The organism is Pseudomonas sp. D3-10 (genome assembly GCF_051132175.1).
Lineage (GTDB): Bacteria > Pseudomonadota > Gammaproteobacteria > Pseudomonadales > Pseudomonadaceae > Aquipseudomonas.
The window spans coordinates 3,006,717-3,023,041 of sequence record NZ_CP071668.1 but is presented as its reverse complement, the minus strand read 5'-3'; the positions used below and the strand labels follow the sequence as shown (position 1 = coordinate 3,023,041).

General features: G+C 61.4%; 13 protein-coding genes. 9 read left to right on the top strand and 4 right to left on the bottom strand.

Annotation, left to right across the window (positions count from 1 at the left end; all coding sequences use genetic code 11):
• The first annotated feature begins 182 nt into the window (after positions 1–182).
• The 4 genes from J3P90_RS13640 to ligD are packed head-to-tail and all read left to right on the top strand — an operon-like array spanning position 183 to position 6,359.
• Positions 183–1,568: an iron-containing redox enzyme family protein gene (locus J3P90_RS13640; RefSeq protein ID WP_434611385.1), complete on the top strand. Its 1,386-nt coding sequence runs from the start codon at positions 183–185 to the stop codon at positions 1,566–1,568.
• A 9-nt stretch (positions 1,569–1,577) separates the two neighbouring features.
• Positions 1,578–2,579 (top strand): methyltransferase, encoded by a 1,002-nt coding sequence (locus J3P90_RS13635; protein ID WP_434674864.1) that lies wholly within the window; start codon positions 1,578–1,580, stop codon positions 2,577–2,579.
• Positions 2,551–3,714 carry a carboxylate-amine ligase gene (locus J3P90_RS13630; protein ID WP_434674863.1) on the top strand — a complete coding sequence of 388 codons (1,164 nt, stop codon included), beginning with the start codon at positions 2,551–2,553 and terminating at the stop codon, positions 3,712–3,714. The genes J3P90_RS13635 and J3P90_RS13630 overlap by 29 nt, the downstream gene beginning before the upstream one ends.
• Positions 3,711–6,359 carry a DNA ligase D gene (gene ligD, locus J3P90_RS13625; protein WP_434674862.1) on the top strand — a complete coding sequence of 883 codons (2,649 nt, stop codon included), beginning with the start codon at positions 3,711–3,713 and terminating at the stop codon, positions 6,357–6,359. The genes J3P90_RS13630 and ligD overlap by 4 nt, the downstream gene beginning before the upstream one ends.
• A gap of 109 nt (positions 6,360–6,468) precedes the next feature.
• On the opposite strand, the gene J3P90_RS13620 is transcribed toward ligD, so the two are convergent.
• Positions 6,469–10,614 (bottom strand): CheR family methyltransferase, encoded by a 4,146-nt coding sequence (locus J3P90_RS13620; protein ID WP_434611390.1) that lies wholly within the window; start codon positions 10,612–10,614, stop codon positions 6,469–6,471.
• A 152-nt stretch (positions 10,615–10,766) separates the two neighbouring features.
• Positions 10,767–11,378 carry a Yip1 family protein gene (locus J3P90_RS13615; RefSeq protein WP_420763993.1) on the bottom strand — a complete coding sequence of 204 codons (612 nt, stop codon included), beginning with the start codon at positions 11,376–11,378 and terminating at the stop codon, positions 10,767–10,769.
• A 167-nt stretch (positions 11,379–11,545) separates the two neighbouring features.
• Between J3P90_RS13615 and J3P90_RS13610 the strand changes: the two genes are divergently transcribed.
• Genes J3P90_RS13610 through J3P90_RS13600 form a run of 3 tightly spaced genes read left to right on the top strand, consistent with a single transcriptional unit; the run spans position 11,546 to position 13,025 of the window.
• A complete protein-coding gene (locus J3P90_RS13610) occupies positions 11,546–12,046 on the top strand; it encodes a CinA family protein (protein WP_420763992.1) in 501 nt (166 codons plus the stop codon).
• Between the two features lie 9 nt (positions 12,047–12,055).
• The gene (locus J3P90_RS13605) at positions 12,056–12,574 is read left to right on the top strand and encodes a hypothetical protein (RefSeq protein WP_420763991.1); all 519 of its coding nucleotides are present in this window, start codon (positions 12,056–12,058) and stop codon (positions 12,572–12,574) included.
• A gap of 7 nt (positions 12,575–12,581) precedes the next feature.
• On the top strand, positions 12,582–13,025 hold the full coding sequence (locus J3P90_RS13600; protein WP_420763990.1) for a DUF421 domain-containing protein: 444 nt from the start codon (positions 12,582–12,584) through the stop codon (positions 13,023–13,025).
• A gap of 62 nt (positions 13,026–13,087) precedes the next feature.
• Here the strand turns inward: J3P90_RS13600 and J3P90_RS13595 are convergent, their stop codons facing one another.
• Positions 13,088–13,945 (bottom strand): SDR family oxidoreductase, encoded by an 858-nt coding sequence (locus tag J3P90_RS13595; protein ID WP_420763989.1) that lies wholly within the window; start codon positions 13,943–13,945, stop codon positions 13,088–13,090.
• A gap of 185 nt (positions 13,946–14,130) precedes the next feature.
• Between J3P90_RS13595 and J3P90_RS13590 the strand changes: the two genes are divergently transcribed.
• The gene (locus J3P90_RS13590) at positions 14,131–14,535 is read left to right on the top strand and encodes a VOC family protein (protein WP_434564019.1); all 405 of its coding nucleotides are present in this window, start codon (positions 14,131–14,133) and stop codon (positions 14,533–14,535) included.
• Between the two features lie 146 nt (positions 14,536–14,681).
• Here the strand turns inward: J3P90_RS13590 and J3P90_RS13585 are convergent, their stop codons facing one another.
• On the bottom strand, positions 14,682–15,830 hold the full coding sequence (locus J3P90_RS13585) for a MalY/PatB family protein (RefSeq protein ID WP_434611394.1): 1,149 nt from the start codon (positions 15,828–15,830) through the stop codon (positions 14,682–14,684).
• Positions 15,831–16,042: 212 nt separating this feature from the next.
• Here J3P90_RS13585 and J3P90_RS13580 point away from each other — a divergent pair, with 212 nt between their 5' ends.
• Complete coding sequence (locus J3P90_RS13580; protein WP_434611396.1) at positions 16,043–16,306, top strand: DUF2790 domain-containing protein; 264 nt, start codon at positions 16,043–16,045, stop codon at positions 16,304–16,306.
• Positions 16,307–16,325: the final 19 nt, after the last annotated feature.

Sequence of the window (16,325 nt, the reverse complement as noted above, 5' to 3'; positions counted from 1 at the left end):
AATGAAAAGGCGCCTGTCCAACGTTCGAGGGCGATAGCGAAGCGAGGGTTCCGCCGCATATCAGGGCGATTCCGTTTATCCGGGCGCTTTTCGATCCAGGGGAATTTTTTGCCCTGCGCGAGGCTCTGCAAAGGAAGAGACGTGCCGATTCGAGCGTCCAGCCAAGAACCCAAGAGGCCTATATGACTGCGCTGACACCCCTCCAATCCAGGCCTGCCACCGCGCAGCCATTCACAAGTGCTGGTAACGTTCGCCAGTGTTACGAGCGGCTGTTGCAAGGCGCCGACGATGCCGACAAACAAGCGGTTGCCCAGGCCTTCCTGCAACCGTGTCTCGAACAAGCGAGCGCATTGCCTCAAGAAATGCCTGACGACCCTGGCGCGTTGCTTGCCTGGGTAGAACAGCACAGCGCCGGCGTGGCCCGGCAATATGCCGACTACCTGGAACGGCGCAAAAGCGGCGGCGGTCGGGAGTTTTTCCAGACCAAGGCCCATGCCCTGTATTTTATCCAGGCCGTGGCGCCGACTAAGCTCGTGGACGGCGCCTGGCTGTACGGTGTGCTCAAACACTGGCATGACCATCGCTTCGAGGGGCTGCTGTGCACCTATCTGGAAGAGCTTGGGGATGGCGTTCCGGCCCAGAACCATGTCGTGCTCTACCGCAAGCTGTTGGCCGAACACGGCTTACAGGACATGCCCGACATCGATGACGAGCGCTACCTGCAAGGTGCTGTTCAATTGGCCCTGGGCTATGCCGGCGACGAATACCTGCCCGAGGTCATCGGTTACAACCTGGGTTATGAGCAACTGCCCCTGCATTTGCTGATCAGCGCCTATGAGCTGAGCGAGCTGGACATCGACCCGTATTACTTCACGCTTCACGTGACCATCGACAACGCCAGCACCGGGCACGCCCACAAAGCCGTGCAAGCGTTGCAACAACTGATGCCGATGGAAGCTGACCGCGAGTCGTTCTGGCGCCGGGTCACACTGGGCTATCGCCTCAACGACCTGGGGCAGGGCAGCCGGGCGGTCATCGAGTCGTTCGACCTTGAGCGCGAAGTCCTGGACATGCTTGAGCGCAAGCGCCCGTTCGGCCAGCACATGCATTCCGATTACTGCAAGTTCGAAGGCAAGACCGTCAACCAATGGCTGGCGGAACCGGGGCAGTTGGAGGGTTTCCTCAAGGCCATGCAAGGCAAAGGCTGGATCCGACGCCATGAAGATCCCCAGAACAGCCGTTTCTGGACCCTGATCGAAGGCCCGGGCGCGGCGATGTTCGGGGTTTTCAGCCCTTACGAAAAACAGCTGCTGCATGACTGGATTGCCGGCGACTGGCTGGACCAGCGCGGTCGTCCCGGCGCCCGCCGCAATCATGGCGCGGCCCATGAATCGCCGGCACCGGCCCAAGACCCGGATGTGCAGAACCTGCAGCAAACGCTGCGGGGCAAGGCCCCCGATGAGCAGATGCAAATTCTGATGCCCTGGCTCTCGGCCCGCTGCCACAGCCACCCGGCCGGGTTGTTGGCGACCCGCCGGTTCATCGAACTCAAATCCGCCCTTCGCTAGGAGCCCTGCATGAATCAGGAAGACCGCCTGTCCGAACCCGACCTGGCCCTGCTGCAGCTAGGTCGCCGCCTGCACGCTGACGGCTACCGTTTCATCACCCCAACGCCGCTTACTCACGAGCGCGTCAACCAGCGGCCAGGCAACGAGCGCTCCAAGACCTTGCGGGATGTTTTCGGCTGGTCCAGGCCCTTCGCGCCGGGGCTTATTTCCGCCGACGAGCAGCGTCAATTGCAAGAAGCAGCAGTGTTGGAAGAACACGACGGCCTGCTGCGCAGCCGCGTGCGCTGGTCAAGCTTGGACGGCATGCTGTTCGCCCATTCGCAATTTCCGACCCAGGCCAACGACGCAGTGTTCTTCGGCCCCGACAGCTACCGTTTCGCGCACCTGATCCATACCCATCTGCAACAGAACTTCACGGCCGTGCATCGCGCGGTGGACATTGGCTGCGGCGCCGGTGTCGGGGCGATGGTGATTGCCCGCGCCCGACGCGAAGCCCAGGTACTGGCCATCGACATCAACCCGATGGCCTTGCGGCTGTGCGCCGTCAACGCGGCGCTGGCCGAGGTGGCAAATGTCGAGATCGCCCGCAGCGACGTGCTCAAGGACGTCGAGGGCGACTTCGACCTGATCGTCGCCAACCCCCCGTATATGGCCGACCCCGCCGAGCGTGCTTATCGCCATGGCGGCGGAACGCTGGGCGCGGGATTGTCGCTGCGTATCGTCGAACAGGCATTGCCACGGCTGACACCCGGCGGTTCGCTGGTGCTCTACACCGGCGTGGCGATGGTCGACGGTCGTGATCCGTTTCTGGAGGCTCTGGGCCCTTGGCGCGATTCACCGCAGTTCGCCTGGACCTACAGGGAATTGGACCCGGATGTGTTTGGCGAGGAACTGCTGACACCCGGTTATCAGGACGTGGAACGGATCGCCGTGGTGGCGTTGGTTGTCACCCGCACGGGTGCGGGTATCGGAGGGAATATCGATGAACAGGCGTCTGAAGTTCGGCATTGAAGAGGAATATTTCATCACCGACCTGCAAACCCGCCGCATGCCCGATCAACCGTCGGCGGCGGCGGTGACGGCGTGCCGGGAAGAGCTGGGCAAGCACTTCGCCCATGAAATGTTCCAGAGCCAGGTGGAAATGGCTTCGCCCATCTTCCGCAGCCTGGCCGAGGCGGCCGATTACCTGGCCCAGGTGCGTAACGGCCTGACTCAGCGCTTGGCGCCCCATGGCCTGGGATTGCTGAGCGCAGGATCCCATCCAATGGCGACCGTTGGCTTGCAACCCACCGACGAGCTGCACTTCCAGCAGTTGTTCGACGACTACCAGCGCGTGGCGCGCCGCAGCGTCCTGTCGGGCCTGCACATACATGTGGAAGTGCCGGGCGATCATGACCGGGTCAAGGTGATGAATGAGGTGCTGCCCTGGCTGCCGATGCTGTTGGCGCTCAGCGCGTCATCGCCGTTCTGGAACGGCGCCTACAGTGGCTTCAGCAGTTATAGGCAAGTGGCCTGCGATGAATGGCCGCGGATGGGCGTGCCGGAATTCTTCGAGGACGAATCAGCCTTCAATGGCTACGTGGACATGCTCACCCGCACCAGCTCCATCCGCCAGCCCAGCGATTGCTGGTGGGTGGTCAGGCCTTCCTCGCACTATCCGACCCTGGAGCTGCGTATCTGCGATGCCTGCCCGCGGACCGAAGATGTGCTGTGCCTCGTCTCGCTGTTTCGACTGATGATTGCCCACGCCGTCGCCCAGCCCAAGCCAGGCGCCCACTACAGCTTGATGTCCCACTGGATCCTCAAGGAAAACCGCTATCGGGCCAAGCGCCACGGCATCCTCGCGGAATTTATTGTCGAAGGCCAGGAGCAGCCGATGCTGATTGGCGAGTGGCTGAACCTGGCCGAGCAGACCTTCGGCGACACCGCGACGGCGCTGGGCGTGCAGGATGTGTTCAAGCAAGCGCGCCGGATCATCCAGGAGGGCACCAGCGCTGATCGACAAGTGGTCCTCTACGAGCAAGGCCTGCTGCTGGGCGATACGACCGAAGAGGCCCTGGGCCGGGTGGTCGATCAGCTGTTGTCGGAAACCGCCGGTTTGCCGGTGGCCGATCCCACCCTCGCGCAAGTTGCAGGTGGCCAATGACCAGCAAAACCCTCGACGACTACAACCGCATGCGCGATTTCGGCGCCACCCCGGAGCCGTCGGCGAAGCGCTCTCGCAAATCGGCAAAAACCACCCACGCGTTGCAGTACTGCATACAGAAGCACGATGCGACGCGGCTGCATTACGACTTTCGCCTGGAGCTGGATGGCGCGCTCAAGAGCTGGGCGGTGCCCAAGGGGCCGTCCCTGGACCCGAAGGTCAAGCGCCTGGCGGTTCACGTTGAAGACCATCCCATCGATTACGCGACGTTCGAGGGCAGTATCCCGGAGGGGCACTACGGCGCGGGCGACGTCATCGTCTGGGACCGGGGCGTGTGGATTCCACAGGGTGACGTGCACGAAGCCTACGAAAAAGGCCGGCTCAAGTTCGAGCTGCGGGGGGAAAAGCTCGCGGGGCTGTGGAACCTGGTGCGCACCCATATGCCGGGCAAGCAGGAACAATGGTTTCTGATCAAGCATCAAGATGACGCCGCCCGGCCGGAAAGCGAGTACGACGTGGTGCAGGCCGAGCCCGACAGCGTGCTCAGTGACCGCACCATCGTGCCCAAGCGGCGGGGCAAGGCGGCCGCCGCCAAGGCTGTAAAGCAGCCGGAAAAACCCGCCAAGGCGAAGCCATCCAAAAAGAGCGGCAAGACCACCCTCAGCGGCGCCGTGGCCGGGCCCATCCCCGAGACCCTCAAGCCGGAACTGGCGACCCTGGTGGAAAGCGCACCCGATGGCGAATGGCTCTACGAAATCAAGTTCGACGGCTACCGCGTCATGGCGCGCATCGATAATGGCGACGTGCGCTTGATTACCCGCAACGGCCATGACTGGACCCACAAACTGCCGAAACAGGCCGAGGCTCTGGCGGGGCTGGGGTTGGAATCAGCCTGGCTGGACGGTGAAATGGTCGTCGCCGACGAGCAAGGCGTGCCGGACTTCCAAGCCCTGCAAAACGCCTTCGACGCTGGCAGCAGTGGCAAGATCGCTTATTACCTGTTCGACCTGCCGTACCTCAACGGCATGGACTTGCGCAAAGTGCCGGTGGAGGAGCGCCGGGCGGCGTTGGCTGCGGTGCTGGAACCCAACGAAGATCCCTTGCTGCGTTACTCCGACTCCTTCGAAGAAACCCCGCAAGCATTGCTCAACAGTGCCTGCCAGATGCGCATGGAAGGGCTGATCGGCAAGCGCCAGGGCAGCGCCTATGTGTCCCGGCGCAGCAGCGACTGGATCAAGCTCAAGTGCAAGAACCGCCAGGAATTCGTCGTGGTCGGCTTCAGCGAGCCGAAGGGCGCCCGCAGCGCGTTTGGCGCCTTGTTACTGGGCCTGCATGACGTCGACAGCGGCGAGCTGCGCTATGCCGGCAAGGTTGGCACCGGTTTCAACGAAACCACGCTCAAAAGCATCCATCAGCAGCTGTTGCCCCTGGAAACCAAAAAGGCCGCCGTGGTCAATCCGCCCACAGGGTATGACGCCAAGGGTGTGCACTGGCTAAAACCGGAGTTGCTGGCGGAAGTGGCGTTTGCCGAAATGACCAAGGAAGGCTCGGTACGCCATGCCGTGTTCCATGGCCTGCGCAATGACAAACCGGCAAAGGCGATTACCCAGGAATTGCCCAAAACCGTGAAAAAAGCGGCGGCCAAGGACAATGCTGAACCGGCGCCGGCCGAGCCGAAAGCCAAATCCAAATCCAAGGCCACGGCCACGGCCACGGCCAAGACCACGGCCAAGACCACGCAGTCGCCAACCTTGGAAGGCAAGGTCCGCATTACCCATCCGGATCGGATTATCGACGCGAGCAGCGGCACCACGAAGATGCAACTCGCCGAGTATTACGCCAGCGTTGCTGATTTTATCCTGCCGGAGCTGGCCGATCGCCCGGTGGCGCTGGTACGGGCGCCGGATGGCATCGCCGGCGAGTTGTTCTTCCAGAAGAACCCCGAGCGCCTGGCAATTCCCGGCATCACCAGCCTGGACAAGGACCTGACCGGGCAACCAGTGATGATCATCAACAACGCCGAAGCGCTGATCGGCGCGGTACAGATGAGTACCGTGGAGCTGCACACCTGGAACGGGACTTCTGCCGATCTGGACAAGCCTGACCGCTTCGTCCTCGACCTTGACCCGGACCCGGCGCTGCCGTGGAAAAGCATGGTGGAAGCCACGCAATTGACTTTGTCAGTGCTGGATGAGCTGGGCCTGAAGGCGTTTCTAAAGACCAGCGGCGGCAAGGGCATCCACATTGTCGTGCCGATTACTCGCAAGTTGGGCTGGGATGAGGTGAAAGGCTTCAGCCATGCCATCGTCAGCCACATGGCCAAGCTGTTGCCCGATCGCTTCTCGGCAGTGTCGGGTCCCAAGAACCGGGTAGGGCGGATCTTCATCGATTACCTGCGCAACGGTTTGGGCGCAACCACCATTTGTGCCTACGCAGTGCGTACCAGGGAAGGGCTGCCGGTGTCGGTGCCCATCTACCGGGAAGAAGTGGCCGAGCTCAAGGGCGCCAACCTTTGGAACGTGAACAACGTCCACGAGCGGCTGGCGGAGGTGGGGCATGAGCCTTGGGCTGACTTGCCCAAGACCCGCCAGAGCATCACCGCCGACATGCGGCGGCGGATTGGGATGAAGAAGACTGCGAAGTAGCTTGATCGGCCTCGCTTTTTTGGCGAGGCAATGAGTAGCTAAAAATAACCCGCCTCTGTGGTGAGGGAGCAAGCACCCCCGCTACAGAGGCTGTTCTAGCCAGCCCCAGCTAGTAAACCCGCGAACGCCGCAACTGCTCGATCGTTTCAATCAACTCGTCATAGGACACCGGCTTGCCGATGTGCTGGTCGAAGCCCGATTGTTGTGATTTATGCAGGTCGATGGACGCACCGTAGCCCGTCAGGGCGATGGCCGGGATGTGTTTGATGTGAGGCAGCTCGCGCAGCGCCTGCATCAATTCATGGCCATTCATCACCGGCATGCCCAGATCGGAGATCACCACGTCGAAACGGGCGTCCTTGGCGGCCTGCAAGGCTTGCAGCGGCTGGTCGAAAGCGACCACGTTGGCGTCTTCCATTTCCAGCAGCAACTTGAGGGTATCGAGCACGTCCGGGGAGTCGTCCACCAGCAACACCGTCAGGCCGCTCAGGCGTCCCGACTGTTCCTCGCAAGCCTGCGGTTTGGGCACGATCGCGGCATTGCTCAGGGGCAGGCGAATCGTGAAGGTGCAACCTTTCCCCAGCCCCTCGGACTTGACCTCGACGCTGCCGCCGTGGGCTTCGGTCAATTGCCGGACCAGTGACAGGCCGATCCCCAGGCCTTCGCGCTGGTGTGTCGCGTGTTGGGTCTCGGCCTGGCCGAACAGGTCGAACACTTCGCTCAGGTGCTCCGCCGCGATACCCACGCCGGAATCCTTTACGTCCAGGCGCGCCATATGGTCGTCGTGGCTGGCGACCAGTTGCACGCGGCCGCCGCTAGGGGTGAATTTCAGCGCGTTGTTCACCAGGTTCCAGATGATCTGTTCCAGCCGGGTCGGGTCGGCATTGACGATCAGTTCTCCATTGGAACCCTCGGGCAGGTCCAGAGTGACCTTGTTGGGATGATTGTCGTTGATCACCACGGTGTAGATGTCTTGCAGCACCCGCGCCAGATCGACGGCTTGGCGCTTGAGCTTGAGCTTGCCGGTGCGGACACGGGCCACGTCCAGCAGATCGTCAATAATGCGTGCCTGGCTGTTGACCGCATCGCAAATGGTATTGACGGCCCGGGCCGCGGTGGTGGCGGCCTTGGTCACCGGCAGGCGGCGAAGCAATTCGGCGTTTAGCTGGATCAGGTTCAGCGGGTGCTTGAGCTCGTGGGACATGACGGCGAAGAACTCATCCTTCAAATGGCTGGAGTTCTGGGTTTCCAGGAGCCGCTGGGTCTGTTCCTCGTGCAGGCGCTTGTGGCCGGTGAGGTCACGGGCAATCTTCACGTAACCCTGCAGACATTCGCCGCTGAGCAGTGTGACTTCGCCGCTGCAGAAGAAGCGGCTGCCATCCTTGCGCTGGTGCCAGCGCTCGTCTTCGCAACGGCCTTTGGTTCGAGCGGTGCTCAATTCTGTTTCGGGTACGCCAGTGGCGCGGTCCTCGGGCGTGAACACGAAGTCGTAGTAACTGCCTTCGGCTTCGCTCTTGGTATGCCCGAAGATCAGCTCCGCCCCGGTGTTCCAGCTGGTGATCACGCCGTGCTCGTCCAACAGGATAATCGCGTAGTCGCGGGTGCTTTCAGCCACAAGGCGCATGCGTTCCTCGCCCAAGCGCAGCTCTTCTTCGGCCGCGCGACGCTTGGTGATATCGATGAAGGTCAGCACCGTGCCGTCGATATGATCTTCGCTGGAGCGGTATGGCAGCAGCCGGGCAATGTACCAGCGAGCGTCGCTGCTAGTGACTTCGCGCTCGATCATGTTCAGGGATTCGAATACCTGGGTGGCGTCCGCCGCCATGTCCGGGTAGTCCAGCCGATGGGTGATGTCCAGCAACGAACGGCCGGTGTCCACCGGCAGCATGCTGAAAATCTCCGTGGCCCGAGGCGTGAACCACTTGATGCGCATGCTGCGGTCGACGAATACCGTGGCAATATCGGTGGAGGCGATCAGGTTGGTGAGGTAGTCGTTGATCTTGTCGGTTTCCTCCACCTTGGTCTTGAGCTCGTAGTTGACCGTCAGCAGTTCCTCATTGATCGATTGCAGCTCTTCCTTGCTGGTCTCCAGCTCCTCGGTGGCTGATCGCAACTCCTCGTTGATGGCCTGCATTTCTTCATTGGAAGCCTTGAGCTCTTCGCTGGAGACTTCTGCCTGCTCGATGGTGTCCTGCAGGTGCGACTTGGTGCGTTGGAGTTCGCGTTCCAGGTTGGCAAGCACCTGGTTTTCGGTCTGGCTGGTAATGGCGGCAACCTGCTGGACGGGGTCGATTTCTTCCTCTTCGAAGACGACGAGCACAAAGTCGCCATCGGACTGTTCGTCGCGATAGGGCTGGACCAGGAGGTCCACCAGGAAACGCCGTCCGTCGCGTTCCATGTTGACTTGGCGTGACTTGACCGGTTGGCCGTTCTGGTTGACCTGAAACAACGCCGTGCGGATTTCCAGGCGCAGTTGCGGATTGATCAGCGTCAGCAGGTTGCGCGACATTTCGCCGCCGACATGGCGCAGGTAGCGGCCGGCACTTTCGATCATGTGCAGGATGTCGCCATTGTTGTCGACAATCATGCTGGGCGGCGCGGCACGCTCGATGGCGCGCAGGTGGATATCGGCGAACGAGACTTTGCGTGGCACCGCGACCTGGGGCGGGACCAACGCCGAGGTACTGCGCACATAACCGCCACGGGGCATGGTCGGTGTGCGGCGGCTGCTGGCGGTGCCGTACTTGGCGCGGAAGATCCGGTTGCGCTTGTCCACCGGGCTGAACAATTCGCTGCAGGCGTCGGCCGATTCCGAAGAGCCGAGGAACAGATAGCCGCCCGGCCGCAGGGCAAAGTGGAACATTTGCAGGATTTCACGCTGCACCTCGCGGTCGAGGTAGATCAGCAGGTTGCGGCACACGATCAGGTCGATCTGCGAGAACGGCGGGTCCGAGAGTAGGCTGTGCTTGGCGAACAGCACCCGTTCGCGGACTTCCTTGCGCACACGGAATGTCGAGTTTTCCTTGACGAAGTACTGGCGCAGGCGGGTGGGCGGCACGTCGGTGATGATCGCTTCGGGGTAGCCCCCGCTGCGGCCCACGGTTATTGCCCGCTCATCGATGTCGGTGGCGAATATCTGCAGCTTGGCGTTGCTGGCGTCGTGTTGCAGTTGATCGCTGATCAACATCGCCAGGGTGTAGGCTTCCTCGCCGGTCGAGCAGCCGGCCGACCAGACCCTGATTTCCTCCGGCGGGACGCTGCCCGGTTCCACCGGCTTGAGCAGGTTGGGCAGTACGTCGCGCTCCAGGGCTTCGAAGGCCTCACGGTCCCGGAAGAAGTTGGTCACACCGATCAGCAGGTCACCGAGCAGGGCCTTGGTTTCCTCCGGATGATTCTGCAGATAGCTGTAGTAGGCGTTGAGGTCCGGTTGGGCGGTGACTTGCATGCGTCGTTCGATACGCCGCAGCACGGTGGCCCGTTTGTAATGCTTGAAGTCATGGCCGGTGCCTGCCCGCAGCTGCACCAGGATGTCGTGCAGCGATTGCTCGGCGGCAACGGCTTCTCGCTCGGATGTCGGCGGCTGGGCATGTATCTCAGGGTCGTTGGCGGTCGGCAGGCGGATGGCCTGGGAGTTTTGCCACAGCTCCAGGAGTTTTTGCGGCATTTCCGCCACCGGTAGCACCAGATCGACCATCTGGGTGTCGATGGCCGCCTGTGGCATGCCATCGAATTCGGCGTCCTGGGGCGACTGAGCGAGGGTCACCCCCCCTTGCTCCTTGATTCTTGACAGACCCACGGCACCGTCGGAACCGGTGCCCGACAGCACCAGGCAAAACGCGCGGTCCTTGTGCACATCGGCCAGGTCACGGAAAAACAGGTCGATCGCCACGTGCCCACCCTGGCGCGGTTCGGCCGGGGTAACCTTCAGATACCCGTCGTTCATCGATAAATGATGGGCCGGGGAAATCACATAGACATGGTTCTTCTCGATCGGCACCGCCTCGGTCACCTGCAATACAGGCATCTTGGTGGATTCCTGGATGATCTTGTCGGCGATGCTCTGATGATCCGGCGCCAAGTGAAGTACGATCACGAACGCCATGCCGTTGTCCTTGGGCATGTGCTCGAAAAACTGCTTGATGGCTTGCAACCCACCCGCCGAGGCGCCGATGCCCACGACGGCGAAATCCAGGTGACTGGGGCTCAGCTCCTTTCGTTGTGGAACGTTGGGAGAGCGTTTGCTTGGAGATGACATATTAGGTTAGGCCTTAAAGGGCGGCGGGGCGGTCCAGCGCTGCCGACTCGATTTCAGGATGCAAAGCCGCAGGATAGTCGTGTTACACGAACATTGCGAAATTGACGCTTCGCAACACCGCCGCCACCGTTATTGTGTACCTCAAAACCCGTTCAGCCTACCGGAACCCGCAAATACTCCGGCTGCAAATAGTTGAACCACAGCAGGATCATCTCCACCAGAATCGTGACCAGCACCAGCAGGCCGACGCCCCAGACACTGGCCGAATACAGTAGGCCCTGTTCCTTCTTCAAACCCATGAACTTAGGCAGGCCGACGAACAGCAGGAAAGTCGAGTACACCGAAGCCGCCAGCAGGACGGCCACTGCCAGCCATCGGCTGGGGTACACGCCGAATATTCCGGCCAGGAAGTAGGGGGTCGCGGTGTAGGCAGCGAAACCGATGCATTGGTTGACGGTTGGCCGGGCCTCGAAGGTGCGCGACATCCAGCGGATGAACAGCCCCATCAACGTTACGCCGACAACGATGGTCACATACAGCAAGACGCACAGCTGCAGCGCACTGGCGTGGCTGAGTCGCACGGTTTCGTTTTCGGCCAGACTCCAACCGGTCCAAGTGGTACCGACGAACAGGCATACCGCCGGAATCAGTGCGAGCAACAGAAGATGCGCCAGGTAATGGTGGGGATGGGCCTGTTCCTGCTCGCGAATGTCCCCCCAGGCGAATTCCGGATGGGTGAACAGTTTGACGAAAAGCACGGACATAACGACCTCCTGATCAAGACAGCCTCTGCATGAGGCTCATACCGTTATGAGGTACAGGAATGACCAGGGGTTTCATTTATTTGACCGCTTGGCGCGACGGCGCGATAAAGGGAATGATTCGAGGCGGCGGGGGTCAACCCATCAGCATCCATGAAGGACTGTATGCCATGACTGTTGCCCATTCCCTGATCGAGTACATGCGTGAACATGAGTTGCGCCTGACCACTGCCGAGTCCTGCACCGCAGGGCTTATCGTCACGCTGTTGGCCGAAGTGCCGGGCAGCGGTTCGCTGATCGAAAGCGGTTACGTGGTGTATTCCCCCGAAGCCAAGCAGCGGCTGCTGGGTGTCAAGCCGCGGACCATCGATACCTTCAACCTGACCAGCCGCGAAGTCGCCGAGGAAATGGCTTTTGGCGCATTGCGCGACGCCAACGCCAACGTGGCGGTGGCCACCACCGGCCTGCTCGGGCCCGACGACAAGGACGGTATTCCCGCCGGCACGGTGTGTTTTGCCTGGGCGTTCGAATTGAACGGGCAGCGCGCGCTGTTCAGCCGCCGAGAGCGTTTTTTCGGCGATCGGCGCCAGGTGCAACGGTTATCCAGTGAATACGCCTTGCAGCAATTGCCCAGCTATCACCGGCGCGCCATGGCGGGTGAACGTCGATAGGAGGACCCCATGACCGACCAATGCGAACAGGACGATCATCGCAGTCGCCAGTACCCGGTATGCGAGGACATGGCGTTCCAGCACAAGGTCTGGCGTTTCGAACGGGTGGGTTGGTATGCGTTGGTGCTGCTGGTCTTGTTGACGTTGCTCGGGCTGTTTTCCCATGGGCCACTGAGCAATAGCGAGATTCACAGTGCTGACGGCAGCATCGGGGTCGAATACGAGAGGTTCCATCGCAACGGCTCGACCAATCCCGTGATCGTGCGCTTGAAGGGAGCACCCAATGCAGTGCTGGAAATCGAGCTCGGGGGCGACTGGCTGGAGGGATTCGACGTGCAAAGCGTGCAACCTACGCCCATGCGCTCGGCCGCCGCGGGTCCGGGCATGAAGCTCTGGCTCCAGGCGGATGGTCAGGGGCAGGCGAACCTGCACCTGTCATTGCTCAGCGAAGGCCTCGGCACGTACCAGAGCCGCATCGCAACGCCCAACGGCGCCGTGGTCACGTTCAGTCAATTCATCTTTCCTTAGGTGACATATGGATTCGGTACTGCGAGCCGCCGCGATGTATGCGGTGCTGATGGTGTTGTTCAAGATCGCCGGGCGTCGTTCGTTGGCGGAAATCACCACGTTCGATTTCGTGCTCTTGATGATCATTGGCGAGGCGACCCAGCAAGCGCTGCTGGGGGATGACTTTTCGATGACCAACTCGTTCATGGTCATCGTCACGCTGATCGCCATTGATGTCGGATTTTCGTTGCTCAAGCTGCGCTCCGACTGGGTGTCCCGGCTCATCGACGGCGGCCCGACCATCATCGTCGAGGACGGGCGCATCCTCCAGGGCCGTATGCGCCACGCGCGGCTGGTTGAAGCGGACATCATGGAAGCGGCACGCTCAAGCCAGGGCATCGAGACCCTGGACCAGATCAAATTCGCGATCATCGAGCGCAACGGGAAGATTTCGGTGATTGCCAAGGAGTGATCCGAAGGGCGCTTTCCGTGGCGAGGGAGCAAGCTCCCTCGCCACGGAATATGTGCCTGCGCTTACAGGATCGGCTTGCCCCCTGTCACCGCATACCGCGAGCCGGAGATGTAGCTGGACTCATCCGACGCCAGCAGCACGAAGATCGGCGCCACTTCCACCGGTTGGCCGGGGCGGCCCAGCGGCGTCTGGGAACCGAAATTCTGCACTTCTTCCTCGGGCATGGTGGCGACGATCAGCGGCGTCCAGATCGGCCCCGGCGCAACACTGTTCACGCGAATACCCTTGGGCCCGAGCATCTGGGCCAGACCGCCGGTAAAGTTGGCAATGGCGCCCTTGGTCGTAGCATAGGCCAGCAGCGTCGGCTTGGGCATGTCGGAGTTGACCGATGTGGTGTTGATGATCGAGCCTCCGGCCTTCATGTGCGGCACCGCGGCCTGGCAGATCCTGAACATCGCCGTGATGTTGATATCGAACGTGCGCACCCATTCTTCATCGGGAATTTCTTCGAGGGTTTCATGGGTCATCTGGAACGCGGCGTTGTTGACCAGGACATCGATACGCCCGAAGCGCGCCACGGTTTCATCGACAACCTTGCGACACTGGGCCTTGTCGGCAAGATCGCCCGGCAGCAACAGGCACTGGCGACCGGCCTGTTCAACCCAGCGCGCGGTTTCCTTGGCATCTTCGTGTTCGTTCAGGTAGGAAATGGCCACGTCCGCGCCTTCACGGGCGAAGGCAATCGCCACGGCGCGCCCGATGCCGCTGTCGGCGCCGGTGATCAGGGCGATCTTGTTCGCCAGGCGTCCTGAACCTTTGTAACTCTGTTCGCCGCAGTCTGGATAAGGGTCCATTTTCTGCTGGCTGCCAGGTACGGGTTGGTTTTGCTTAGGGAAGGGTGGGGTTGGGTAATCGGCCATTTTCGTTCTCCATTTCCAGTGGTTGCGATGGAGGGTGGACCCTGGGGTTTTGGCCGGAGTTCGGTCGGATTTTCCTGTCGGTCGATAAGCGTGACCACGAGCGTTTCATCGACCGATCACCGATTAAGGTGAACGTGGGCGAAGCCGCCTTTTCCAATCGAATAAGGTCTCAGAAGGAGAAGGGCATGTTCAGTCATATACAGATCGGCGCGCGCGACCTACCGAAGATGGTCGCGTTTTATGATGCGGTCCTGGGCTGCCTTGGCCTGGTGCGCATGGACAGCGAGGACGACTCTGGCCCACCCGGCGAGGGCTGGCATCAGCCCGGCAGGCATTGGCCGCAGGTGTTCGTCCAGGTGCCCATCAACGGGCTGCCGGCGACCTGGGGCAATGGGATGCAGGTCAGCTTTGCCGCTGAATCACAGCAAGCCGTACGCGAAGCCTGGAAGATGGCGATGGACATGGGAGGTTTCGACGAAGGCGAGCCGGGCCCGAGGCCCCAATATTCGAAGGATTACTTCGGCGCCTATTGCCGGGATCCGGAGGGAAACAAGCTGTGTTTTGTGCATACGCCGGATATGCATGACTGACTTCGGCATGGCCGGTGGTGGAGGCTTTTGTGGCGAGGGAGCTTGCTCCCGCTCGGTCGGTCCGACGCTTCGGGCGCAGCGACCGCAAGGTTTTGGGGCCGCTCGCAGCCCAGCGGGAGCAAGCTCCCTCGCCACAGGGGATCCGGTCAGGTTCGGGATTTCAGGCTACGCTCCATCCGCGCAATCCCTTCCTCCAGCAACGCCCGTGGGCAGCCGAAGTTCAGCCGCACGAACTGCCCCGCGTCGTCGCCGAAATCCAGCCCGGCGCTCAGGCCGACCTTGGCTTGCTTCAGGAAAAAGCCCTGTGGGTCGTCCAACCCCAATCCGGAGCAATCCAGCCACGCCAGGTACGTTCCCTGCGGCACGGTCATGGTGATGCCCGGCAAGCGGGTCTTCACCGCCTCGACCAGGTAATCACGATTGGCCTGCAAATACTGCTTCAAGGCCTCCAGCCACGGTCCCGCTTCGCTGTACGCGGCGCGGGTGGCCTCCAGGCCAAGGGCGTTCACACTGTCGACCATGCCGGCCCTGGCGCCGTTGACCCGCTCGCGCAGCTTGGCGTTCTGGATAATGGCGAAGGAGGTTTTCAGCCCCGCGATGTTATAGGCCTTGCTGGCGGACATCAGGGTGATGGTGCGTTCGGCAATGTCCGCGCCCAGGCTGGCGGTGGGGATGTGCACGCGGCCATCGAAGCATAGCTCGGCATGGATTTCGTCGGAGATGATCCAGGCGTCCTGCTCGACACAAATATCCGCCACCGCCTTGAGTTCGTCGCGACCGAATACCTTGCCCAGTGGGTTATGAGGGTTGCTCAGCAACAGTGCACCGCCGCCTTGAAGGGCATCCCGTAGTTCGGCCTGCGGTGTGCGGAACTCGCCATCGACCGTGTCGAATGCCAATTCCACCTTGTTCAGGTTCCAGTTCCCAGGCGCGTTGCGTAGCGGTGGATAGTTGGGCACCTGCACCACGACGTTCTGCTGCGGTTCCACCAGCGCATGCAGTGCCATGTTGAAACCCGGCTCGACCCCAGGCAGGAATAGGATTTGCTGGGGCTCGACGCGCCAGGCGTATTTGCTCCAGAGATCGGCGACGATGGCCGCGCGCAGATTGTCCTGGGCAACGCTGTAGCCGAGCATCGGGTGCTCCAGGCGTTTGCGCAGCGCATCGACGACGACCGGTGGCGCGGCGAAATCCATATCGGCCACCCACATTGGCAATACATCCGCCGGGTAGCGGCTCCACTTGGTACTACCGGTGCCGTGGCGCTCGAACACCAGGTCGAAATCGAAAGTCATGGTCGTTCCATCAGGTCAGGGAATGGGGATGGCGCCATGATAAAGCGTGAACGGCATGATTGTATCGCTGTGTATCCAGACCCTTTGCCGATACGCACTGATTCCTTTGGGCCTGTCGATGACACATCCCAGATACCTCGCCGGCGTCAAATGAGCCCATCGAGACAGCACAAGCCGTCTCAGCTACTCACTCAAACGTCGGAGACATCGCCATGAACGTCAAGAATCTCAGCATCGCTTCACTGTTCGCCGTCCTCAGCCTCGGCGCTCTGGCAGCCAACGCCCAGGACGCCGTCAAGCCGCATACCTACATGTACGGTGATCACCTGGACATCGCCCAGGTGCTGTCGGTCAAGCAAGGGATGGGCTCAGGCTGCGGCGTCGTCGAGTCGCGAATGACCTACCTGGATTCCACCGGGGCGATCCAGGCGCTGGACTACAGCGCGATCGAGCAGGATTGCGGTCAGGGCAATTGAAGAAACGGGTGTCCCATGT